The following is a 22,126-nucleotide window of genomic DNA, read 5'->3' on the forward strand; positions in this document are numbered from 1 at the left end:
AGAAACCCACGATGCGCATCCTTTTCGCGACGGTGTCCGAGAAATCGCACCTGTTCACCATGGTCCCGCTCGCCTGGTCGCTGGTCGCGGCCGGCCACGAGGTGCATGTCGCCAGCAATCCCGCGCTGACCGAGTCCATCAAGAGCACGGGTCTGACGGCCGTCTCGGTCGGCAAGGACCACAACCTCCACGAGATGCTGACGCAGAACCGCGAGTCGCTGGAGAACCCGCTCTCCGACTGGTCCACCCCCGAGCTCGATCAGCACTCCTGGGAACAGGTGCTGATGAAGTTCAAGATCAGCGTGATGTTCGCGTACCAGACCTACAACGACTGCATGGTGCACGAGCTGGTGGACTACGCCCGCCACTTCCAGCCCGACCTGGTCATCTGGGACCCGGTCAGCTACGCGGGCCCGGTGGCCGCCCGGGTGGTGGGCGCCGCCCACGCCCGGCTGCTGTGGTGCATCGACATCTACGCGAAGATGCGCGAGGTGTTCCTGGCCCGCCTCGCCGAACAGCCCGAGGAGCGCCGCGAGGACCCGATGGCCGACTGGCTCGGCTCCATCCTCGCCCGCTACGACCGCACCTTCGACGAGGAGGTCGTGGTCGGCCAGTGGACCATCGACCAGATCCCCACCAGCCTCCAGCTCCCGCTGTCGGTCCAGCGGGTCCCGGTCCGCTATCTGCCCTACAACGGCCCCTCCGACATCCCGGACTGGCTGCGCGAGACCCCCGATCGGCCGCGGGTCGTGCTGACCTCCGGGGTCTCCGCGCGGGCCGCCCTGGGCGGCACCTTCATGCCGGTGGCCGACATGATCGACACGCTGGGCGGCATGGACATCGACGTGGTGGCCGCGCTGCCGCCCGAGGAGGTCGAGACGCTGGCGGAGGTCCCCGCCAACACCCGTATCGTCGACTTCGTTCCGCTGCACGCCCTGCTGCCCGGGGCCTCGGTCCTCATCCACCACGGCGGCTTCGGCTCCTGGGGCACCGCGCTGGCGAGCGGCGTACCGCAGTTCATCCCCACCATCCGCTACGCCGACTGGTGGAACAAGGGGACCAGTCTGCACGAGGCCGGTGCCGGACTCGTCGTCCACGCCTCGGAGTTGACCGCCGAGGTGCTGCGGGAGAGCGTCGAGCGGCTGCTGAAGGACGCGTCGTACAAGGAGACCGCCGGGCGGCTGCGCGAGGAGAACCTGCGCACCCCCACCCCGCACGATGTGGTGCCGGTGCTGGAGAAGCTCACCATGGAGCACGGCCGATGAAGGTGCGCGAGCTGGCGGTGCCCGGCGCCTACGAGTTCAGTCCGGACGTCCACCGCGACGAGCGCGGCGCCTTCGTCGCCCACTACACCGAATCGGCCTTCTCCGCGGCCGTCGGCCATCCGCTGCGCCTGGGCCAGAACCACCACAGCGTCTCCCGGCGCGGCACGATCCGCGGGGTGCACTACGCGGACGTGCCCCCGGGCCAGGCCAAGATGGTGACCTGCGTCAGCGGCGAACTCCTCGACATGGTGGTGGACTTGCGGGTGGGCTCGCCCACCTTCGGCCGCTGGGACAGTGTGCGTCTCGACCCCGTCTCGTACCGGGCGGTGTACCTGGAGGAGGGCCTCGGCCACGCCTTCATCGCGCTCCGGGACGATACGGTGGCGGCCTACCTCAACTCGGAGGAGTACAACCCGGGCGCCGAGCACGAGATCGACCCCTTCGACCCCGCGCTCGGCCTGCCCTGGCCCAATGACCTGGAGTACCTGGTCTCCGAACGCGACCGGAACGCGCCCGGGCTGGCCGAGGCCGAGCGGGCCGGTCTGCTGCCGTCCTACGAGGTCTGCCGGGCGCTGCACGCCCGGCGCGGCTGACCCGGCGGGCACGCGTCGGCCACGGCTGACCCGGCCGGGTCGACCCCCATCCACCGATCGGTTGATGCGGCCGGTCGGCCGGTCGGTGGAGGGAGGATCAGCCCGGTGGGCAGCCGATGGGCCGATCCCCCGGGGATATCCGCTTCCTACGGTGGAAGAGTGAGAGAACCGAGCGAGGAGGACCCGGGCCGATGCCGCTGATCGAGGTCAGTAACCTGCGCAAGGAATACCGCAATCACGTGGCGGTACAGGACGTGTCCTTCTCCGTGGAGGAGGGCGAGATCTTCGGCATCCTCGGCCCCAACGGAGCGGGCAAGACCACCGCCGTGGAGTGCATCGAGGGCATGCGCAAGCGCGACGGCGGCGAGATCTCCGTGATGGGGCTCGACCCGCTGAAGGACAAGGACCTCGCCGAGCTGCGCGAGTCCATCGGCATCCAGCTCCAGCAGAGCGAGCTGCCCCCCAAGATGAAGGTGTGGGAGGCGCTCGAGCTCTACAGCACCTTTTACCGCGACCCCGTCGACTGGCGCGAGCTCATCAAGGACTGGGGCCTGTCCGGCAAGGCCGACACGGCCTACGGCTCGCTGTCCGGCGGCCAGCAGCAGCGGCTGTCCATCGCGCTCGCCCTCGTCGGCAAGCCCAGGATCGCCGTCTTCGACGAGCTGACCACCGCGCTCGACCCGCACGCCAGGCGCGAGACCTGGAAGCTGATCGAGAAGGTCCGGGAGCAGGATGTGACCGTGCTGCTGGTCACCCACTTCATGGAGGAGGCCGAGCGGCTCTGCGACCGGATCGCCATCATCGAATCCGGCCGGGTCGTCGCCCTCGACACCCCCTCCGGACTGGTGTCCCGGGTCGATGAGCAGCAGATCATCCGCTTCAAGCCGTCCGTCCCGATGGACGACGAGCTGCTCACCTCGCTGCCCGAGGTGAGCAGTGTGACCCGGTCCAAGTCCCAGGTGACGGTGGTCGGCAAGGGCAATGTCGTCTACGCCGTGATCTCCGTCCTGGCCCGCAATCAGATCGTGGCGAACGAACTCCGCCTGGAGCAGGCGAGTCTCGATGACGCCTTCGTCGCCCTGACCGGCTCCAAGCCCGCCAACTAAAGCCGCCGAGGAGACTTCTGCCATGTCCGGGCGCACCAAGCTCACCTACGTCGAGAGCAAGCTGTTCCTGCGCGATCCCACCGCGGTGTTCTTCGTCATCGCGCTGCCGATCATGCTGCTGGCCATCTTCCACTTCGTCACCACCAAGTCCGACGACGACGCCGCCACCAAGGCGTCGATGGCCGCGTTCGTCCCCGCGATGGCCATGTCGCTGTGTCTGACGATGCTGGCCCTCAACCTGCTGCCCACGACCCTCGCGACCTACCGGGAGAAGGGCATCCTGCGGCGCATGGCCGCCAGCCCCATCCACCCCGGGAACCTGCTGCTCGCCCAGCTCTTCATCAACCTGGTCACCGCGGCGGTCTCCGCGGTGCTGGTGCTCATCGTCGGCAAGACCGCCTTCGACACCAAACTGCCCGGCGACGTCCCGGCCTTCCTGGTGAGCTTCGTGCTGGGCACCTGGGCGCTGTTCTCCATCGGCCTGGTGATCGCGGCGGTGGCCCCGAGCAGCAAGTCGGCCACCGCGATGGGTTTGTCGCTGCTCTTCCCCAGCCTCTTCTTCGGCGGCGCGTTCCTCCCCAAGGAGGACCTGCCGGAGACGGTGTCCACCATCGGCGACTACACCCCGCTGGGCGCCGCGCTCCAGGCGCTGCGCGACTCCTGGGAGAACCAGTGGCCGCAGACGCTGCACCTGACCGTCCTCGGAGTGATCGCGGTGGCCGCCACCGCGGCCGCGGCCAAGCTGTTCCGCTGGGAGTGAGGTGAGCGCGTCCAAGGATGACGGCGGACGGTGGGAGCGGCACTCCGACATCCTGTTCGGAGGGCTGCCCTACCTTCTGCTGTTTCTGTCCACGGCCCTGAGCCTGGTCCACGGCCCGCCACCGGCCCGGCGGCTGCTCACCACGCTGGGCCTCGCGGCCGTGGCCGCCGGCTGGATCCTGGCCACCTACACCCTGCCCGCCGGCCGCCGCAGCAGGCAGCCGTACGGCCCGGTGCGCACGGCCGTCTACTTCGCCGGGCTGCTCGCCCTCTCCGCCGTCCTGATGGCGCGGGACCAGGTGTTCATGCTGTTCGCCGCCACCGGGTTCCTCCAGGCGCTGGTGCTGCTGCCGACCGTCTGGGCGCTGGTGTCCGTGGCGGCCACCTCGTTCGTCGTCAACACCGTGCCGGACGGCTTCCCCCGGCCCACGACCGGCGCGGTGGTCGGCTATCTCGCGGCCATCGCCTTCCAGACCGTGGTGATCGGCTGGATCAACCTGCTGTCGAGCAGACTCAACGAACAGCATCAGCGGCGCAAACGCACCGTGGCCGAACTCCGCTCCGCGCTCACCGAGAACGCCGGACTCCACGCCCAGCTGATCACCCAGGCGCGCGAGGCCGGAGTGCTCGACGAGCGCCAGCGGATGGCGGGGGAGATCCACGACACCCTCGCCCAGGGGCTGGCCGGCATCATCCGGCAGCTGGAGGCGGCCGAACACGCCGAGGGCGACCGCGAGGTGTGGCGCCGCCATCTCGTCGCCGCCAAGGACCTGGCCCGGGACAGCCTCGCCGAGGCGCGCCGCTCGGTCCAGGCGCTCCGCCCCGAGCGACTGGAGTCCCGGACCCTGCCGGACGCCCTGGAGTCGCTGGTCGACGGGTGGTCACAGGAGCGGGAGCCGAAGGTGGCGTTCGCGACGAACGGGACCGCCATCCCGCTCCACGCCGAACTGGAGGCCACGCTCTACCGGGTGGCGCAGGAGGCCCTCGCCAACATCGCCAAGCACGCCCGCGCCTCCAAGGTGGGCATCACCCTGTCGTACATGGAGGACGTGGTGGTCCTCGACGTGCTCGACGACGGCGTCGGATTCGACCCCGTGGCCGCGGCGGCCGGGGCCGGCACCTCCGGCGGCCATGGCCTCGGGCTGGTGGCGATGCGGCGCCGACTGGGCCGGGTGGCCGGTACGTTGGACATCGAAAGCGCCCGAGGCGAGGGCACCGCCATCAGCGCGGCCGTCCCCGTGATCCCCCAGGAAGCCGGTGCATGAGCGGAAACACCCATGGCGGCGGCACCCCCGGCCCCAGCCCCAGCCCCATCCGTATCCTGATCGTCGACGACCACCCGGTGGTCCGCGACGGGCTGCGCGGGGTGCTGGAGCGGGACCCCGACTTCACGGTGACCGGCGAGGCCGGTGACGGAGCCGAGGCCGTCGAACTGTACGAGCGGCAGCCGGCCGATGTGGTCCTGATGGACCTGCGCATGCCCCGGATGGGCGGTGTGGAGGCCATCAAACGGCTGCTGCGCGGCGACCCGGAGGCCCGGATCCTGGTGCTGACCACCTATGACACCGACAGCGACGTCATGGGCGCGCTGGCCGCCGGGGCGACCGGCTATCTCCTCAAGGACACCCCGCGCGAGGAGCTCACCCGCGCGGTGCGGTCCGCCTCCTCGGGTCAGTCCGTCCTCTCGCCCGCGGTCACCGGACGCGTTCTCGGTCAGGTACGCAAACCCACCCAGGGCCCGCTGAGCGACCGTGAACTCCAAGTGCTCAGGCTTATCGCGGACGGGGCCACGAATCGACAGGCCGCGGCCGCATTGTTCATCAGTCAGGCGACGGTCAAGACGCATCTTCTGCATGTCTACGAGAAACTCGGGGTGAAGGATCGCGCGGCAGCGGTCAGCGAGGCCCATAAACGACATCTATTCGAATGACATCGCAGGTCGGGGCGGTGATAGGGGTGGCCGATAGGGGTGGCCGAGGGTAGGGGTTGTTCCGCTCGAAGCGGCGCCAATACGGTGGCGATATGGGCCACATCCGAGATCGGCAGGCCGTTGTCATCGGCGGCACCGGATTCATCGGGCGACATATCTGTAGAGCTTTCGCCAAGCGCGGATATGAAGTCCTGGCAATAGCGAGAAAACCCGCCGAACCCATTCCCGGAGTCGTCTTTCTGGGACTTGACGCGGTATCCGCGCCGAGCGAGGACATCGTCCGGGCCACGCGGTCCGCCGATCTCGTCGTCAACGCCGCGGGCGACAGTTGGGAAGGCGACGAGGCGAGCATGACGGCCTCGCACATCCCGCTCGTGGACCGGCTGGTGGACGCCGTGGCGACCCTCCCCAGGCGGCCGCGCCTGGTCCATCTGGGCTCGGTGCACGAGTACGGCCCCGTCCCCGACGGCACGGCCATCGCCGAGGACCACCCCACCGCCCCCCGCACCCCCTACGCCCGCACCAAGCTCGTGGGCAGCCGGATCGTGCTGGGCGCCGCGGACGCGGGCCGCGTCGACGGCTGCGTGCTGCGCGTCACCAACGTCTGCGGACCGGGCACCCCACGGGGCAGCTTCCTCGGCGGGCTCGCCCACCGGCTGCGCCACACCACCGAGGACGCTCCGCTCACCGTCACCCTCGTCGACGACCGGCGCGACTTCATCGACGTCCGCGATGTCGCCGAGGCCGTGGTGCTGGCCGCGAGCAGCCCGGTGACCGGCCGGGTGCTCAACATCGGGCAGGGCGACGCCTTCAGCATGCGCGAACTGGCCGGGCTGCTGATCGCAGCCTCCCAGGTCCCCGACCGTCTGGTGCGCGAGGAGAGCGGCGCCGTGCGGAGCAAGGGCGGCAGCTGGACCCAGGCCGACATCCGTCTCGCCCGGCGGCTCATGGGCTGGTCCCCGAAGGTGGCCCTCAAGGAATCCCTCCACGACCTGTGGGCCGCCTCCGCCACCTCCAGCCGACCGGCTGCCGCGGCGGCCCGTACCGAAGGACACTGATGCAGTACACCTATCTCGGCCGCACCGCCCTCAAGGTGAGCCGACTGTGCCTGGGCACCCTGAACCTCGGGGTCAGGGCGAGCGACGAGGAGAGCCACGCGATCCTGGACACCGCCCTGGACCGCGGGGTCAACTTCATCGACACCGCCAACCAGTACGGCTGGCAGAAGCACAAGGGCTACACCGAGGAGTTCCTCGGCGGCTGGTTCGCGCGAGGAGGCGGCCGGCGCGAGAAGGTCGTGCTGGGCACCAAGGTCTTCAACCCGATGACCGACTGGCCCAATGACTCGGGACTGTCCGCCCGGCACATCATCGCCTCCTGCGAGGACTCGCTGCGCCGGATGGGCACCGACTGGATCGACCTGTTCCAGATGCACCACATCGACCGCCACGCCCCCTGGGACGAGGTGTGGCAGGCGATGGAGACGCTGACCCGGCAGGGCAAGGTGCGCTACGTCGGCTCGTCCAACTTCGCCGGCTGGAACATCGCCGAGGCCCAGGAGGCCGCCGCCCGCCGCCACTTCCTCGGCATCGTCTCCGAGCAGAGCGTGTACAACCTCGTCACCCGCCATGTCGAACTGGAGCTGATCCCCGCCGCCCAGCGGTACGGGGTCGGGGTGCTCGCCTGGTCACCGCTGCACGGCGGGCTGCTCAGCGGGGCGCTGCGCAAGCTGGCCGAGGGCACCGCGATGAAGACCGCCCAGGGCCGGGCCGCCCAGGCGCTGGAGGTCCACCGGGACGCCGTCGCCGCGTACGAGAAGCTGTGCGACGGCCTCGGCGCCGACCCGGCCGAGGTGGGTCTCGCCTGGGTGCTGGGACGCCCCGGCATCACCGCGCCCGTCATCGGACCGCGCAGCCTGGACCAGCTGACCGGGGCCTTCAAGGCCATGGAGCTGACGCTGTCCGACGAGGTGCTGGCCGAACTGGACCGGCTCTTCCCGCCGATCGGCAACGGCGGCCCCGGACCGGAGGCGTGGGCGTGGTGAGCACGCTCCAGGAGCGGCTGATCCGCTCCGCCGCCACCGTCGACAGCTCGGTGACCCTGCTCGCCGACTTCCAGCGCTGGTTCCGCGAGCGAGTCGACGCCGACGAGTCCCGGATCGAGATCATCCCGTTCGAGGCGATGCGCGGCTGGGACTTCGCGCCGGACACCCACAACCTCGTCCATGAGACCGGCCGGTTCTTCACCGTCGAGGGCATCCGGGTGCGGATGCCCGGGGCGCCGGTGGAGGAGTGGCGCCAGCCGATCCTCCACCAGCCGGAGATCGGCATCCTGGGCATCCTGGTCAAGGACTTCGACGGCGTACCGCACTTCCTGATGCAGGCCAAGATGGAGCCCGGCAACCACGGCGGACTCCAGCTGTCGCCCACCGTCCAGGCCACCCGCAGCAACTACACCCGGGTGCACAAGGGCCGGGCGGTGCCGTACCTGGAGTACTTCCAGCGGACGGAGCGGCACCGGGTGCTCGCCGACGTCCGCCAGTCGGAGCAGGGCAGCTGGTTCTTCCGCAAGCGCAACCGCAACATGCTGGTCGAGGTGGGGCCCGAGACGGACGTCGAGGTGCGCGACGGCTTCCGCTGGCTGACGCTGGGCCAGCTGCACCACCTGCTGGCCGTGGAGGACCTGGTGAACATGGACGCGCGCAGCGTCCTGGCCTGTCTGCCGCACTCCCCGCTGGACCCGGAGGAGACCTTCCCGGCCGCCGTATCGCCCGGGGCCGTGGAGCCGGAACGGCCGGGGCGGCACGTCCTCCACCGCGACGCCGACATCCTCAGCTGGATCACCGGACTGCGCACCGAGCGCGAGGTGTTCACCGAGCGGATACCGCTGCGGGAGACCACCGGCTGGCACCGCAACGCCCACCGCATCTCCCATGAGAGCGGGCGCTTCTTCAGCGTGATGGCCGTGGACGTGACGGCGGGCGGCCGCGAGGTGGGCGGCTGGACCCAGCCCATGATCGAGCCCCATGGACCGGGTGTGGCGGCCTTTCTGCTGGCCTACGCCGACAAGGTGCCGCATGTGCTGGTGCAGGCCCGCGCCGAACCCGGCTACACGGACGTGGTGGAGCTGGCCCCCACCGTGCAGTGCACCCCGCGCAACTACACCCATCTGCCCGAGGGGGCCACGCCGCCGTTCCTCAAGGAGGTGGTGGAGGCACCGGCCGACCGGGTGCGGTTCGACACCGTGCTCTCCGAGGAGGGCGGCCGCTTCTTCCACGCCTTCAACCGCTATCTGATCGTGGAGACGGAGCTGAGCGCCGTCCCCGAGGAGCCGCCGTACTACCGCTGGATGGCGGTGCGTCAGCTGCTCGACCTGATCCGCCACAGCCATTACGTCAACGTCGAGGCCCGCACGCTCATCGCCTGTCTGCACTCCCTGGCCGTATAGGGGGGCGCCTAGGGGGCGCGACCCAGGCGGAGCTAGGGGTTATTCGGATCGTGGCCGCTGCCATAGCCTCCGGGACACAGAGTGCCCGGAGCGGTACATCGGAGGACATGTCATGCAGGACATCATCAGCGCCGCGCTGGCAGAGGATGCGGTGGCCGCGGACTTCGCCGCCTTGGACCTTCCCGAGTCCTATCGGGGCGCGGTGATCCTCAAAGAGGAGTCCGAGATGTTCGAGGGCATGGCCACCAAGGACAAGGACCCCCAGAAGTCGCTCCACATCCGCGAGGTGCCCACCCCGGAACCGGGGCCGGGCGAGGCGGTGATCGCGGTCATGGCCAGCGCGATCAACTACAACACCGTCTGGAGCGCCATCTTCGAGCCGCTGCCGACCTTCGGCTTCCTGGAGCGCTACGCGCGCACCGACGACCCCGGAGCGGCCCGCCACGACCGGCCCTACCACGTGCTCGGCTCCGACCTGGCCGGGGTGGTGCTGCGCACCGGGCCGGGGGTGCGCCACTGGAAGCCGGGCGACCGGGTGGTGGCCCACTGCCTCTCCATCGAACTGCGCTCACCGGACGGCCATGACGACTCCATGCTCGACCCCGAGCAGCGCATCTGGGGCTTCGAGACCAACTACGGCGGGCTCGCCGAGCTCTCGCTGGTCAAGGCCAACCAGCTGATGCCGATGCCCGCCCACCTCACCTGGGAGGAGGCCGCGTCCTCCGGCCTGGTCAACTCCACCGCGTACCGGCAGCTCGTCTCCCGCAACGGCGCCCAGATGAAGCAGGGTGATGTGACCCTCATCTGGGGCGCGGCCGGTGGCCTCGGCTCGTACGCGACCCAGCTGGCCGTCAACGGCGGGGCGATCCCGGTGTGTGTGGTCTCCGGGCGGCGCAAGGCCGAACTCGTCCGCTCCATGGGGGCCGAGCTGGTCATCGACCGGGCCGAGGAGGGCTATCGCTTCTGGAAGGACGCGACCACGCCCGACCCCAAGGAGTGGAAGCGCTTCGGGTCCCGGATCCGCGAACTGACCGGCGGTGACGACCCGGACATCGTCGTGGAGCACCCCGGCCGGGAGACCTTCGGCGCCAGTGTGTTCGTGACGCGGCGCGGCGGAACGATCGTCACCTGCGCCTCGACGTCCGGCTACCGCCACGAGTACGACAACCGCTATCTGTGGATGGCGCTCAAGCGCGTCATCGGCACCCACTTCGCCAACTACCGGGAGGCCTGGGCGGCCAACCGGCTGATCGAGAAGGGGATGGTGCACCCCACGCTCTCCAAGGTCTATCCGCTCGAGGCGGTCGGCACGGCCACCCAGGACGTCCACCGCAACCGCCACTCCGGGAAGGTCGGCGTGCTGTGCCTGGCCCCGGAGGAGGGGCTGGGGGTACGCGACCCGGAGCTGCGCGAGCGCCATCTCCCGGCCATCAACCGCTTCCGCCAGGACTGACCCGGTTCACCGGGGCGGGCCCCCCCGTCCGCGCCCCGTAGCCGAAGACACCGTGGCTCGGCACACCGAGGTGACCCCGTCCGCCGGCGAGGGGTGCCCGGCCACCACGGCGGGCAGGCCGGGGAGCGCCACACGACAGCGCGTCGGTACACCGGCCCGGTCAGCGCGCCACCTGGGGCCTCTCCCCGGCCGTGGCGGGGCGCTGCGGCGCCTCGGGTGTGCCGTTCCCCTCGACGAGGCCGAGCCGGCGCAGTGTCCGGCCCAGCGCGGCCGGGTTGAGCAGCCCCAGCGGGGCCGGCAGCCGATGCCAGGGCACACAGCGGTCGACCAGGCCGAGGGCCGCCCGCACCGGCAGGTCGAGGGCGGCCCGCACCGGTACGGGCAGCGGTGCGGCGGGCCGCCGCTCGGCGGCGGGGAAGCGCAGACCGAGCCGGTGCGCCGCGGCGGCCTCGTACGCGGCCTTGCGGGCCCGGTTGAGGTTGCCGAGCGGACGGAACTCAGCGGTGGTGTGCCAGGGGTTGAACGCCAACTGCTCGACCCGGCGGGCCGCGGACCGGGCCCGGGCACCGTCCAGGTCCTGGCGCGGCACGGTGAGCACCGCGACCGGGACCACCGGCGCGTCGCTCTCCCGCCACTCCACCGAACCGTCCTCGACCGGGGTGCGGCGGTCGTCCAGATAGCGCTGCACACACAGCTCGAAGGCGATGTCACCGGTGGACAGCCGCATCGCCAGCTCACGGTGGAGGTAGTCCGGGTCGCCGCCGTCGGGCGGGGGAGCGGGGGTGCCGCCGGGTGCCGGACGCAGCTGGTAGCGCACCGGACCGGCCGGGCCCCACAGGATCGCGCCCCGGCTCCAGAAGGTCTCGCGGGCCAGCGAGCCCACCGTGTGGCGGGTGGCGATCCGCATATTGCGGCGCATCCGGTCGGCGGTGGCCCAGCCGACCGCCAGCGGCAGCCGGACGAAGAGCCCGAACGCCTTCTCCACGGTGCTCCCCGCGCCCGCCGTGGCCTTGGCGAAGGCGATGAACTCATGCGCGTCGGCGGCGTGCGACACCGGGAAGCTGGTGGCCAGCAGATCGTGGGTCTCCCCGGGACCGGCCTGGACCCGTACCGCCAGCCGGCGCAGATCGGGCGTGGCGCCGTACCCCTCGGAGCCGCTCGCGCTGGACAGCCGCACCACGGCCGGGTAGTCGGCGCCCGGCCGGGCGTATCCCACGCACAGCTCCGGCGGAAGGTCGTCGCGGAACCGCAGCCGGGCGTTCTCCACGCCCAGCGCCGCCTCGCCGCGGAAGGCGCGCAGCGGCCGCGGGGCGCCCGAGCCGTCGGTGCCGTCGGAGTACCGCTGCATCCGCATCAGCTCGTGCGTCAGCTTCCGGAAGCGCAGCCGCTCGGCCTCGGGGCTGCCGCCCTCGTACGCCTCATAGCCCTCGTACGCCACGCCTCCCGTCCCGCACGCCACCTCGTGCCGTACCGCCTCATCGCGTACGGACCGCTGTCCGGTGTTGACCATGGGGAACGCTCCGTACGGGGCAGGCAGGGACGATAAGGAACACATGAGACGCTAAGCGAGGGTGCGCGGGGCCGCAGCCCGGAGCGGTGCGCCGGAGGGAACCGGTCATCCGGGCCGCCGCGGGTGGTTCCGCTCCGGCCTGCGGCACACTGGTGGCATGCCGGAGCTGCCCGAGGTGGAGGCCCTCAGCGCGATCCTGGCCGAGCGCGCCGCCGGCTGGGAGATCGCCCGCGTCCTCCCCGTGGCGGTGAGCGTCCTGAAGACCTACGACCCGCCGCCGAGCGCGCTCGAGGGCCGGACCGTCACGGCGGCGTCCCGCCACGGCAAGTTCCTCGACCTGGCCACCGACGGCCCCCATCTGGTGGTCCACCTCGCCAAGGCGGGCTGGCTGCGCTGGCGGGACGGACTCCCCGAGGCCCCGCCCCGGCCCGGCAAGGGCCCGCTCGCGCTGCGGCTGCTCCTGGCCGGTCCTGAGCGCTCCGGCTTCGACCTCACCGAGGCCGGTACGCGCAAGGGGCTCGCGGTGTACGTGGTCAACGACCCGCGGGAGGTCCCCGGGATCGCCCGGCTGGGCCCGGACCCCCTCGACGACTCCTTCACCCTGGAGGCGTTCGCCGGGCTGCTGCGCGGCGTGCGCCACCGGATCAAGGGGGTGCTGCGCGACCAGAGCGTCATCGCCGGAATCGGCAACGCCTACTCCGACGAGATCCTGCACGCCGCCCGGATGTCGCCCTACCGGCTCGCCTCGGACCTCACCGAAGCGGAGATCGCCGGGGTGTACGAGGCGATGGGCGCCACGCTGCGCTCCGCCGTGGAGCGCTCCCGCGGCCTGGCCGCCACCGACCTCAAGGGGGAGAAGCGCGGTGGCATGCGGGTGCACGGCCGCGCCGGGCAGCCGTGCCCGGTGTGCGGGGACACCGTCCGCGAGGTGTCCTTCCGCGACTCCTCGCTCCAGTACTGCCCCACCTGCCAGACCGGCGGCAAGCCGCTCGCCGACCGGCGGCTGTCCCGGCTGCTCAAGTAGCGGGCCGCTCTCCGGTGACGGGCTGCCGGGTTCCGCCCCAAATGCCGCCCGGCGCCCGTTAGTTGAAGTGCCGCTCTTGACCCGGGGAGCTCCTGGCCGCCATATGGTGCTGTCGCAATCCCACGACACGACACCCCACGCCACGTCACGGAGCACCATGACCACAGCCCTGATCATCGGTGGCGGCATCGCCGGCACGGTGACCGCGATGGCCCTGCGGAAGGCCGGTATCGACGCGGTCGTCTACGAGACGTACCCCACGGACGCCATCGACGCCGGTGCGTTCCTCGTCGTCGCCGCCAACGGCCTGGAGGCACTGCGCACCATCGACGCCCATGAACCCGTGCTGAAGAACTCCTTCCCGGCCGGCCGCGTCGACTTCATCAGCAACACCGGCAAGCGGCTCGGCAACCGCCCCATGTCCGGATCGCAGGACGGTGGCCTCGGCTCCGTGACGCTCAAGCGCGCCACCCTCGCCCGGGTGCTCCGCGAGGAGGCGGTGCGCCGCGGAGTGCGCGTCGAGCAGGGCAAGCGGCTGCTCGCCGCCCACACCAGCCCCGACGGCCGGATCGTCGGCTCCTTCGCCGACGGCGGCCGCGCCGTGGGCGACATGCTGATCGGCGCCGACGGCATCCACTCGCTCGTCCGCAGGCTCATCGACGCGGCCGCGCCCCGGCCCCGCTACACCGGACAGCACACCGTCTGCGGCTACACCCGCGACGCCGACTCGCCACCGGACCCCGACGCCTACACGATGATCTTCGGCAAGCAGGCGTTCTTCGGCTGCACCACCGCCCCGGACGGCGAGGTCTGGTGGTTCTGCAACGCCCCGGCCGAGGAGATGTCCAAGGCCGAGCTCGCCGCCGTCACCTCCGAGCAGTGGCGGGAGCGGCTGCTGACGCTCTTCGCCGAGGACAACACGCCGGCGGCCGACCTGGTCCGGGCCACCGGCGACACCATCGTGGCCACTGCCGCCTACGACATCATCTCCACCCCCACCTGGTCCGAGGAGGCCATGGTCATCGTCGGCGACGCCGCACACGCCTGCGCGCCCAACGCCGCGCAGGGTGCCTCGATGGCCATCGAGGACGGCGTCGTGCTCGCCAAATGCCTGCGCGATCTGCGCACGCCCCAGTCGGCCTTCGCCGCGTACGAGGCGCTGCGCCGGGAGCGGGTCGAGAAGGTCGCCGCGTCCAGCGCGGGCATGGCCCGGCGCACGGCGCCGGGGCCCGTGGCACGCGCCCTGCGCGACGCCACCATGCCGCGCAAGCTGGACCGGGCGGGCAACGGCTCCGCGGACTGGCTGACCGGCTACCGCATCGACTGGGACGAGCGGATCGACGCGCAGACGGCCCGCCGGCGCCGGTGACGTACGCGCGCCAGCCGCTGACGTACGCGCGCCACTGGGGTCCACGCGCTCCCGGCGCCCCGGGACCGCGACCGGGAACCGCCCCCGGAACACGGCCCCGGGGGCGGGGTCCACCGGGCCCCACGTTTGGTCCCGGCTCTCACGGGCACTTGGAGCTCCCTGGCCCCGTATGCCCGGGAGATTCGTGTGAGCCCAATACGCATAGTGATCGTCGGTGCCGGATTCGCCGGTTATCAGGCCGCCCGTACGCTCTCCCGCACCCTGCGCGGCGCGGCGGACATCGTCCTGATCAATCCCAACGACTACTTCCTGTATCTGCCCCTGCTGCCCGAAGTGGCGGCCGGGATCCTGGAACCCCGGCGTGTCTCGGTCTCCCTCACCGGCACCCTGCCGCATGTCCGGCTGGTGCTGGGCGAGGTCCACGGCGTCGATCTGGACGCCCGCAAGATCTCCTGGCGGGACCCGGACGGACGGTCGGGCGAGATGGACTACGACCGGCTCGTCCTCTCCGTGGGCAGCGTCAACAAGCTGCTGCCGATCCCCGGTGTGGCCGAGCACGCCCACGGCTTCCGCGGCATGCCCGAGGCGCTCTACCTGCGCGATCACGTCATCCGCCAGATGGAGATGTCGGGCACCGCCGCCGACCCCCGGGAGCGGGCGGCCCGCCGCACCTTCGTGGTGGTCGGCGCCGGTTACACCGGCACCGAGGTGGCCGCCCACGGGGTGCTCTTCACCGACTCGCTCGCGCGGAAGAACACCTCCCTGCGCGGCGCGCCGCGGCCCCGCTGGATACTGCTCGACATCGCCCCCCGGGTCCTTCCCGAGCTGGACAAGAAGCTGTCCCGCACGGCCGACCGGGTGCTGCGCAAACGAGGTGTGGAGGTCCGCATGGGCACCACGGTCAAGGAGGCCACCTCGGAGGGCGTGCTGCTGGACGACGGCGAGTTCGTCGACACCCGGTCGCTGATCTGGTGTGTCGGGGTGCGCCCCGACCCGCTGGTGGAGCAGCTCGGGCTGCCGACCGAACGCGGCCGGCTGAGGGTCGACCAGTATCTGGCCGTACCCGGCTATCCGGACGTGGTGGCCTGCGGGGACGCCGCCGCGGTGCCCGATCTGACCCGTCCCGGCCAGTTCACCCCGATGACCGCGCAACACGCCCACCGGCAGGGCAAGGTCGCGGGCCACAATGTGCTGGCCTCCCTCGGGCGCGGCACCGCCAAGCCGTACAAACACCACGACCTCGGGTTCACCGTCGACCTCGGCGGGGTGCAGGCCGCCGCGGACCCGCTGCACATCCCGTTGTCCGGCCCGATCGCCAACGCGGTCACCCGCGGCTACCACCTGATGGCGATGCCGGGGAACCGGGTCCGGGTAGCCGCCGACTGGCTGCTCGACGCGGTGCTGCCACGTCAGGGGGTACAGCTCGGGGTGGTCCCGCCCTGGGCGGTGCCACTGGACACCGAGTCGCCCGAAGTCGCGCAGACCGCCCGGGCGGCGGCCGACCGCCGGTGAAACCTGGAAGGAGAACAATGCGACACGAACAGCTCAGCGAGCTCGGGCAGCAGCTCCGTGTGGACTCGGTGCGTGCCGCCGCGGCCGCCGGGTCCGGCCATCCCACGTCGTCGATGTCGGCGGCGGACCTGTTGGCCGTCCTGATGGGAAACCATCTGCGCTATGACTTCGAGCAGCCCGACCACCCGGGCAATGACCACCTGATCTTCTCCAAGGGCCATGCCTCCCCGCTGCTCTACTCGGTGTACAAGGCGGCCGGGGCCCTCCGCGACGAGGAGTTCATCACCTTCCGCAAGCGCGGCAGCAGGCTGGAGGGCCACCCCACCCCCCGGCTGCCGTGGGTGGACGTGGCCACCGGATCGCTCGGCCAGGGCCTGCCGTACGGCGTGGGCATGGCGATGAGCGGCAAGCGGCTGGACCATGTGCCCTACCGGGTCTGGGTGCTCTGCGGCGACAGCGAGATGGCCGAGGGCTCGATGTGGGAGGCGTTCGAGCACGCGGGGTACGAGCGGCTGGACAACCTCACCGCCATCATCGACGTGAACCGGCTCGGCCAGCGCGGGCCCACCCGCCACGAATGGGACCTGGACGCCTACGCCCGGCGCATCCGCGCCTTCGACTGGCACACCATCGAGATCGACGGCCATGACATCGAGGCCATCGACCGCGCCTACGCCGAGGCGACGTCCACCGTCGGCCGTCCCACCGCCATCATCGCCCGCACCATGAAGGGCCGCGGTGTGGCCTCGGTGGAGAACCGCGAGGGGATGCACGGCAAGCCGCTGAAGAACGCCGACGAGGCCATCGCCGAGCTCGGCGGCGTACGCAACATGGCCGTACCGGTGCTCGGCCCGCCCTCGGTGACCCCCACCCGGCCCGCGTCCGAGGGCCCGCTGGCCCTGCCGCGCTACAACCCCGGCGACTCGGTGCCCAGCCGTGACGCGTTCGGTGAGGCGGTGGCCGCCGTCGGCACCGCCCGCGGCGATGTGGTGGCGCTCGACGGCGAGGTGGGCGACTCCACCCGGCTGGAGTACTTCCACAAGGAGCACCCCGAGCGGTACTTCGAGTTCTTCATCGCCGAGCAGCAGCTGGTGGCCGCCGCCGTCGGCATGCAGACCCGTGGCTGGAACCCGTATGTCTCCACCTTCGCCGCCTTCTTCAGCCGGGCCTACGACTTCATCCGGATGGCGTCCATCAGCGACGCCGACCTCAACCTCATCGGCTCCCACGCCGGGGTGGCCATCGGTGAGGACGGCCCCTCGCAGATGGGCCTGGAGGACCTGGCCGCCATGCGGGCGGTGCACGGCAGCACGGTGCTCTACCCGTGCGACGCCAACCAGACCGCCCAGCTGACCGCGGCCATGGCCGCGGAGTCCGGCATCCGCTATCTGCGCACCACCCGCAGCGGGACGCCGGTCATCTACCCGCCCACCGAGACCTTCCCCATCGGCGGCTCCAAGGTGGTGCGCTCCAGCGACGACGACCGGGTCACCCTGGTCGGCGCCGGGATCACCCTGCACGAGGCCGTCGAGGCGGCCGACCGGCTGGCCCAGGAGGGCATCCAGGCCCGCGTCATCGACCTGTACTCGCTCAAGCCGGTGGACGCCGAGACGCTGCGCGCCGCCGCCGAGGCGACGGGCCGGCTGGTCACCGTGGAGGACCACCACCCCGAGGGCGGACTGGGCGACGCGGTGCTCGAGGCGTTCGGCGACGGCCGTCCGGTGCCCCGGATGATCCGGCTCGCGGTGCGCATGATGCCGGCCTCCTCGACCCCCGCCGAGCAGCTGAGCGACGCGGGAATCGACGCGGCCTCGATCGTCACGGCCGCGCGGCGACTGGTCGGCGAGGGCTGAGGGGCCAGGGCGGGGACCAGGACCGGACGCAGGGCGGAAACCAGGGCGGAGACCGGGACGGCCGAGGACGACACGACGCTGCCGGAAGGAGCGGACACATGGGTGTCAAGCACGGAATGCGCGTGGTGGTGGTCGGGGCCACCGGCAACGCCGGCACGAGCGTCGTCCGCACGCTCGGCGAGGCCCCGGACATCGAGTCGATCGTGGGCGTCGCCCGCAGGGTGCCCAGCTGGTCGCCGCCGAAGACCACCTGGGTACGCGCGGACATCGGGCGGGACGCCCGTGAGGAGGCCGACCTCGTACGGCACTTCGAGGGCGCCGACGCGGTCATCCACCTCGCCTGGCTGATCCAGCCAAGCCACCGGCCCGCCGTCACCTGGAACACCAATGTCCTCGGCAGCAAGCGGGTCTTCGAGGCGGTGGCACGGGCCGAGGTGCCGGTGCTGGTGTACGCCTCCTCGGTGGGCGCCTACTCGCCCGGGCCCGAGGACGGCCGCCGGGTGGACGAGTCCTGGCCCACCGACGGCTGGCCGGAGGCCGCGTACTGCCGTGAGAAGGCGTATGTGGAGCGGATGCTGGACGCCTTTGAACGGGAGCATCCGCAGGTCCGGGTGGTGCGGATGCGGCCCGGCTTCCTCTTCAAGGAGGAGGCGGCGGCCGAGCAGCGCCGGCTCTTCATGGGCCCGTTCCTGCCCCGGCGGCTGGTCCGCTCGACCTTCCTGCCCGCCGTCTTCGACCTGCCCGGGCTGCGGCTCCAGGTCCTGCACACCGACGACGCCGCCGAGGCGTACCGGCTGGCGCTCGGCCGTCAGGTGCGCGGCGCCTTCAACCTCGCGGCCGAACCGCCGGTGGACGGCGGGACGCTGGCCGGGCTGCTGGATGCGCGGACGGTGCGGATCCCGCGCTTCGCCGCCCGCTCGGCCATGGCCACGGCCTGGCATCTGCATCTGCTGCCGCCCTCGCCGCAGCTGTTCGACGCCGCCCTGCGGCTCCCGCTGATGGACACCACCCGTGCCCAGGAGGAGCTGGGGTGGCGGCCCCGGCACACCGCGGTCGAGACGCTCCAGGAGTTCCTCACCGGGCTGCGGCGCGGCACGGGGATGGACCAGACCGCCCCGCTGGCCCCCAAGCTGCCCGGCGGACGGGCGCGCGAGGCCGCGACGACCGGGGTGGGGGAGCGGCCCTGACGGGCTGAACGACCTCCATGCCGTGTGAGACGCGGCACATGAGACGGGCTCAGCGTCAGCACGCCGCCGGGCCCGTACCGTTGTGACCCCTGGCCGCTCGTAACCCATGACGCGACTCCCGTACGCTTCTGCCCAGTTGGTCGTGACATCGACGAGGGTGGGGACACATGGGCAGGGTGGGGAGTCCGGCGCGCGGTCATGCCCGGCGCACGGGAACGGTGGCGGTCGCCGCGGCGGCCGCCGCACTGTGTCTGACGGCACCGGCCGAGGCCCGGCCCGCCACCGCGGACGATCCGTCCTACTCCGCCACCACCTCGGTGGGGGTGCACAACGCGTACGAGAAGGCCAAGTACCCCTACTTCGCGGACGCGCTGGACTCCGGGGCCTCGCTCCTGGAACTCGATGTGTGGACCAACGCCTTCGGCGCCGGCTGGCGGGTCTCGCACTCCAACCCGCTCGGCAACGACAACAACTGCGAGAACGCCGCGAACCCGGGCGAGCTGCGCACCAAGCCCCGCGACCAGAGCCTGGCCGGCTGCCTCGCCGACATGCGGGCCTGGCACCAGGCCCATCCGGGGCACCGTCCCATCCTCGTCAAGGTGGAGATGAAGGACGGCTTCAACGGCAAGAAGGGCCGCGGCCCGGCCGACCTCGACGCCCTCCTCGGCGCCACCCTGGGCGACGCGGTGCTGCGCCCGGCGGATGTGGTGGGCGGCCATGCCACCCTCGACGAGGCGGTTCGGGCGGGCGGCTGGCCGTCCCGCTCGGCGCTCGCGGGCAAGTTCGTCGTCGAGCTCATACCGGGCACGGTCGAGGAGAACAACCCCCTCGACACGCTGTGGACCGACCGCGAGTACGCCACCCATCTGCGGGACCTGTCCGCCGCCGGGAAGATCGGTCAGGCCGCCGCCTTCCCCGCCGTCCACGGCGCCGCCCCGGGCGACCCGCGCACCCGCTACACCGACGCCGCCCTGCGGCCGTGGTTCGTGCTCTTCGACGGGGACGCGTCCACATATGTCACCAGTGGTGTCGACACCGCCTGGTACGACGACCGCCACTACCTGCTGATCATGACGGACGCGCACAATGTGGCGCCCCCGATCGACGGCACCAACCCCACCGAGACCCAGGCGCGGGACCGGGTGTCCGAACTCGCCGGGCGGCACGCCAGCTTCGCGACCGCCGACTGGTATCCGCTGCCGTCCGTGCTGTCCACCGTCGTGCCCCGTGGCTGAGCCGGGGTCAGCCGGCCCGGTCCCCGGAGCCGGCGTCGGGGTCCTCGAGCCGGAATCCGACCTTCAGCCCCACCTGGTAGTGCGCGATCCGGCCGTTCTCGATATGCCCGCGCACCTGGCCGACCTCGAACCAGTCAAGATTCCGGAGCGTCTTCGAAGCACGGCCGATGGCGGAGCGGATCGCGTCGTCGACGCTCTCGCCGGACGAGCCGACGATCTCGGTCACCCGGTAGGTGTGGGCCATGGCAGTCTCCCCGGTCCGTGGGGTGGTCCGTTCGCTTCTCCCACGGTGCCTCACCGCGCCGGGCTCCGCGAGCCGGACGGGCGGTCCCTACGGCACCACGGTGACCGGCCAGCGCCCGGCCTTGACCAGCCGTACGGCCACCGAGCCGACGAAGCGGTGCCCGGCCTGCTCGGACGCGCCCACCACCACCGCGTCGGCCTTCAGCTCATCGGCCGCCTGGGCCAGTCCGTTGTACGGATCGCCCCGGAAGGTGTGGAACTCCCAGCGCACCTCGAAGACCCCGCGCAGCCGCTCGGTGGCCTCCCGCATCTCCCGCATCAGCTCCTCGGCCACCTCACCCGTGGTGTCGGCCACCGAGGCGCCGAGCGCGGCCCCCGCGGCCAGCACCGGCTGGATGTAGACCACGACCAGCAGCGCCTTCTGGCGTCTGGCCAGCCCGGCGGCGTAGGCCGTGGCGCGCCAGGAGGATTCGGAACCGTCCAGTCCGGCCACGATGACCTTCGGTCCGTCGGTTCCCCGTTCAAAAGACGGAGGGAGTTTGTCCACCACATCTGCGAGGCTAGCGCCAGGGACGGTCCGGTGATCACCCGGCCCGTCAAGCGGTGCTCGCGCACCGCGACCGCGTCATGACCGCCACCGTACGACAGGAGAGACAATGGGCGGCACCCACGGGGGCGAACTCCTCGCCATCAGCGACCTTCATGTGGCCTATCCGGAGAACCGGGCGATCGTGGAGCGGCTGCGGCCCGGCTCCGACGACGACTGGCTGATCGTCGCGGGGGACGTCGGCGAGGTCTTCTCCGAGATCGAGGAGGTCCTCGGCCTGCTGAGCGAGCGCTTCGCCAAAGTCATCTGGTCACCCGGGAACCACGAGCTGTGGACCCATCCCAAGGACCCATTGGAAGTCCGGGGGGTGGCGCGCTACGAGGCGCTGGTGGAGATGTGCCGGGCGAAGGGCATCGTCACGCCCGAGGACCCCTACCCGCTCTGGGAGGGCATCGGCGGGCCGCTGGTCATCGCCCCGCTGTTCCTGCTCTACGACTACACCTTCCGCCTCGACGGCATCGCCACCAAGGAGGCCGCGCTGGCCCACGCCCATGAGGCGGGGGTGGTCTGCACCGACGAGCACTTCCTGCACCCCGACCCCTACCCCACCCGCGACGCGTGGTGCCGGGCCCGGGTCGCCGAGACCGAGGCGCGGCTGGCGGCCGTCGACCCGGAGCTGCGGACCGTGCTCATCAACCACTGGCCGATGACCCGGCTGCCCACCCGGGTGCTGCGCTACCCCGACTTCGCCCTGTGGTGCGGCACCGAGCTGACCGCCGACTGGCATGTGCGGTTCCGGGCCGAGACGGTCGTCTACGGCCATCTGCACATCCCCCGGACGACGGTGGAGGACGGGGTGAAGTTCCAGGAGGTCTCGGTCGGCTACCCCCGCGAGTGGAAGGCCCACGGCCGGCTGCCCGAGGACCCGCTGCGCCGGATCCTCCCGGTGCCGGTGCCGTAACGGCTGTGCGATGACCGGTGGGCTCGGGGGGCACCGCGACGATGCTCGGCGGTGGCTCCCGGCCCTGTGACGGGGAAGGGCCCACGCAGGGTCTTCCTGGCGCGCGGGGTCTTCCTGGCACGGGGCCTTCCT

The 22,126-nt window shown here is 71.6% G+C and carries 20 protein-coding genes; 17 read left to right on the top strand and 3 right to left on the bottom strand.

The genetic code is table 11. The annotated features are described in order from the left end of the window. Window positions 1-11 precede the first annotated feature (11 nt). From ABD329_RS40945 to ccrA, 10 genes are all read left to right on the top strand, one after another. Window positions 12-1,265, top strand: a complete 1,254-nt coding sequence (locus ABD329_RS40945) for an activator-dependent family glycosyltransferase (RefSeq protein WP_344317748.1) — start codon at window positions 12-14, stop codon at window positions 1,263-1,265. Next, window positions 1,262-1,858 (top strand): dTDP-4-dehydrorhamnose 3,5-epimerase family protein, encoded by a 597-nt coding sequence (locus ABD329_RS40950; protein WP_198277224.1) that lies wholly within the window; start codon window positions 1,262-1,264, stop codon window positions 1,856-1,858. Before ABD329_RS40945 ends, ABD329_RS40950 begins: the two co-directional genes overlap by 4 nt. A 191-nt stretch (window positions 1,859-2,049) precedes the next feature. Further along, window positions 2,050-2,964 carry an ABC transporter ATP-binding protein gene (locus ABD329_RS40955; RefSeq protein WP_020866317.1) on the top strand — a complete coding sequence of 305 codons (915 nt, stop codon included), beginning with the start codon at window positions 2,050-2,052 and terminating at the stop codon, window positions 2,962-2,964. Between the two features lie 22 nt (window positions 2,965-2,986). After that, on the top strand, window positions 2,987-3,724 hold the full coding sequence (locus ABD329_RS40960; RefSeq protein ID WP_037962594.1) for an ABC transporter permease: 738 nt from the start codon (window positions 2,987-2,989) through the stop codon (window positions 3,722-3,724). A 1-nt stretch (window position 3,725) separates the two neighbouring features. Further along, window positions 3,726-4,988, top strand: coding sequence for a sensor histidine kinase (locus ABD329_RS40965; protein WP_198277225.1), 1,263 nt, complete (start codon window positions 3,726-3,728; stop codon window positions 4,986-4,988). After that, window positions 4,985-5,653, top strand: a complete 669-nt coding sequence (locus ABD329_RS40970) for a response regulator (RefSeq protein WP_344317751.1) — start codon at window positions 4,985-4,987, stop codon at window positions 5,651-5,653. The genes ABD329_RS40965 and ABD329_RS40970 overlap by 4 nt, the downstream gene beginning before the upstream one ends. Window positions 5,654-5,745: 92 nt before the next feature. Then, window positions 5,746-6,711, top strand: a complete 966-nt coding sequence (locus tag ABD329_RS40975; RefSeq protein WP_344317752.1) for an NAD-dependent epimerase/dehydratase family protein — start codon at window positions 5,746-5,748, stop codon at window positions 6,709-6,711. Next, complete coding sequence (locus tag ABD329_RS40980) at window positions 6,711-7,697, top strand: aldo/keto reductase (protein WP_198278771.1); 987 nt, start codon at window positions 6,711-6,713, stop codon at window positions 7,695-7,697. Before ABD329_RS40975 ends, ABD329_RS40980 begins: the two co-directional genes overlap by 1 nt. Then, on the top strand, window positions 7,691-9,100 hold the full coding sequence (locus ABD329_RS40985) for an NDP-hexose 2,3-dehydratase family protein (RefSeq protein WP_198278772.1): 1,410 nt from the start codon (window positions 7,691-7,693) through the stop codon (window positions 9,098-9,100). Before ABD329_RS40980 ends, ABD329_RS40985 begins: the two co-directional genes overlap by 7 nt. Before the next feature lie 112 nt (window positions 9,101-9,212). Further along, window positions 9,213-10,553, top strand: a complete 1,341-nt coding sequence (gene ccrA, locus ABD329_RS40990; protein ID WP_198278773.1) for a crotonyl-CoA carboxylase/reductase — start codon at window positions 9,213-9,215, stop codon at window positions 10,551-10,553. A gap of 160 nt (window positions 10,554-10,713) precedes the next feature. Here ccrA and ABD329_RS40995 read toward each other — a convergent pair whose 3' ends face one another. Continuing rightward, complete coding sequence (locus ABD329_RS40995) at window positions 10,714-12,063, bottom strand: catalase family protein (protein ID WP_198278774.1); 1,350 nt, start codon at window positions 12,061-12,063, stop codon at window positions 10,714-10,716. Window positions 12,064-12,220: 157 nt separating this feature from the next. Here ABD329_RS40995 and ABD329_RS41000 point away from each other — a divergent pair, with 157 nt between their 5' ends. The 6 genes from ABD329_RS41000 (at window position 12,221) to ABD329_RS41025 (ending at window position 20,243) form a co-directional block, all read left to right on the top strand. Then, window positions 12,221-13,087 carry an Fpg/Nei family DNA glycosylase gene (locus ABD329_RS41000; protein ID WP_198278775.1) on the top strand — a complete coding sequence of 289 codons (867 nt, stop codon included), beginning with the start codon at window positions 12,221-12,223 and terminating at the stop codon, window positions 13,085-13,087. A 157-nt stretch (window positions 13,088-13,244) separates the two neighbouring features. Continuing rightward, complete coding sequence (locus ABD329_RS41005) at window positions 13,245-14,456, top strand: FAD-dependent monooxygenase (protein WP_198278776.1); 1,212 nt, start codon at window positions 13,245-13,247, stop codon at window positions 14,454-14,456. A gap of 186 nt (window positions 14,457-14,642) precedes the next feature. Then, the gene (locus ABD329_RS41010; protein WP_198278777.1) at window positions 14,643-15,968 is read left to right on the top strand and encodes an NAD(P)/FAD-dependent oxidoreductase; all 1,326 of its coding nucleotides are present in this window, start codon (window positions 14,643-14,645) and stop codon (window positions 15,966-15,968) included. A 17-nt stretch (window positions 15,969-15,985) separates the two neighbouring features. Continuing rightward, complete coding sequence (locus ABD329_RS41015; protein WP_198278778.1) at window positions 15,986-17,821, top strand: transketolase; 1,836 nt, start codon at window positions 15,986-15,988, stop codon at window positions 17,819-17,821. A 98-nt stretch (window positions 17,822-17,919) separates the two neighbouring features. Next, a complete protein-coding gene (locus tag ABD329_RS41020; RefSeq protein ID WP_198278779.1) occupies window positions 17,920-19,008 on the top strand; it encodes an NAD-dependent epimerase/dehydratase family protein in 1,089 nt (362 codons plus the stop codon). 167 nt (window positions 19,009-19,175) lie between these two features. Continuing rightward, a complete protein-coding gene (locus ABD329_RS41025) occupies window positions 19,176-20,243 on the top strand; it encodes a phosphatidylinositol-specific phospholipase C domain-containing protein (protein WP_344317753.1) in 1,068 nt (355 codons plus the stop codon). A 7-nt stretch (window positions 20,244-20,250) separates the two neighbouring features. Here the strand turns inward: ABD329_RS41025 and ABD329_RS41030 are convergent, their stop codons facing one another. Then, the gene (locus ABD329_RS41030) at window positions 20,251-20,487 is read right to left on the bottom strand and encodes a dodecin (protein ID WP_086886616.1); all 237 of its coding nucleotides are present in this window, start codon (window positions 20,485-20,487) and stop codon (window positions 20,251-20,253) included. An 87-nt stretch (window positions 20,488-20,574) separates the two neighbouring features. Continuing rightward, window positions 20,575-21,036 carry a universal stress protein gene (locus ABD329_RS41035; protein WP_121825759.1) on the bottom strand — a complete coding sequence of 154 codons (462 nt, stop codon included), beginning with the start codon at window positions 21,034-21,036 and terminating at the stop codon, window positions 20,575-20,577. Window positions 21,037-21,142: 106 nt separating this feature from the next. Here ABD329_RS41035 and ABD329_RS41040 point away from each other — a divergent pair, with 106 nt between their 5' ends. Continuing rightward, window positions 21,143-21,994 carry a metallophosphoesterase family protein gene (locus tag ABD329_RS41040; protein ID WP_198281187.1) on the top strand — a complete coding sequence of 284 codons (852 nt, stop codon included), beginning with the start codon at window positions 21,143-21,145 and terminating at the stop codon, window positions 21,992-21,994. Window positions 21,995-22,126: the final 132 nt, after the last annotated feature.

It is taken from the genome of Streptomyces javensis (assembly GCF_039525925.1).
GTDB classification, from domain to species: Bacteria; Actinomycetota; Actinomycetes; order Streptomycetales; family Streptomycetaceae; genus Streptomyces; species Streptomyces asiaticus.

What these genes read in the sequence shown, in the direction of transcription:
- ABD329_RS40995 (WP_198278774.1), bottom strand. Translation starts at nt 12,063, where the DNA reads ATGGTCAACACCGGACAGCGGTCCGTACGCGATGAGGCGGTACGGCAC.
- ABD329_RS40980 (WP_198278771.1), top strand. Translation starts at nt 6,711, where the DNA reads ATGCAGTACACCTATCTCGGCCGCACCGCCCTCAAGGTGAGCCGACTG.
- ABD329_RS41030 (WP_086886616.1), bottom strand. Translation starts at nt 20,487, where the DNA reads ATGGCCCACACCTACCGGGTGACCGAGATCGTCGGCTCGTCCGGCGAG.
- ABD329_RS40975 (WP_344317752.1), top strand. Translation starts at nt 5,746, where the DNA reads ATGGGCCACATCCGAGATCGGCAGGCCGTTGTCATCGGCGGCACCGGA.
- ABD329_RS41015 (WP_198278778.1), top strand. Translation starts at nt 15,986, where the DNA reads ATGCGACACGAACAGCTCAGCGAGCTCGGGCAGCAGCTCCGTGTGGAC.
- ABD329_RS40960 (WP_037962594.1), top strand. Translation starts at nt 2,987, where the DNA reads ATGTCCGGGCGCACCAAGCTCACCTACGTCGAGAGCAAGCTGTTCCTG.
- ABD329_RS40945 (WP_344317748.1), top strand. Translation starts at nt 12, where the DNA reads ATGCGCATCCTTTTCGCGACGGTGTCCGAGAAATCGCACCTGTTCACC.
- ABD329_RS41025 (WP_344317753.1), top strand. Translation starts at nt 19,176, where the DNA reads ATGGGCAGGGTGGGGAGTCCGGCGCGCGGTCATGCCCGGCGCACGGGA.
- ccrA (WP_198278773.1), top strand. Translation starts at nt 9,213, where the DNA reads ATGCAGGACATCATCAGCGCCGCGCTGGCAGAGGATGCGGTGGCCGCG.
- ABD329_RS41020 (WP_198278779.1), top strand. Translation starts at nt 17,920, where the DNA reads ATGGGTGTCAAGCACGGAATGCGCGTGGTGGTGGTCGGGGCCACCGGC.
- ABD329_RS40955 (WP_020866317.1), top strand. Translation starts at nt 2,050, where the DNA reads ATGCCGCTGATCGAGGTCAGTAACCTGCGCAAGGAATACCGCAATCAC.
- ABD329_RS41040 (WP_198281187.1), top strand. Translation starts at nt 21,143, where the DNA reads ATGGGCGGCACCCACGGGGGCGAACTCCTCGCCATCAGCGACCTTCAT.
- ABD329_RS40950 (WP_198277224.1), top strand. Translation starts at nt 1,262, where the DNA reads ATGAAGGTGCGCGAGCTGGCGGTGCCCGGCGCCTACGAGTTCAGTCCG.
- ABD329_RS41000 (WP_198278775.1), top strand. Translation starts at nt 12,221, where the DNA reads ATGCCGGAGCTGCCCGAGGTGGAGGCCCTCAGCGCGATCCTGGCCGAG.
- ABD329_RS40970 (WP_344317751.1), top strand. Translation starts at nt 4,985, where the DNA reads ATGAGCGGAAACACCCATGGCGGCGGCACCCCCGGCCCCAGCCCCAGC.
- ABD329_RS41005 (WP_198278776.1), top strand. Translation starts at nt 13,245, where the DNA reads ATGACCACAGCCCTGATCATCGGTGGCGGCATCGCCGGCACGGTGACC.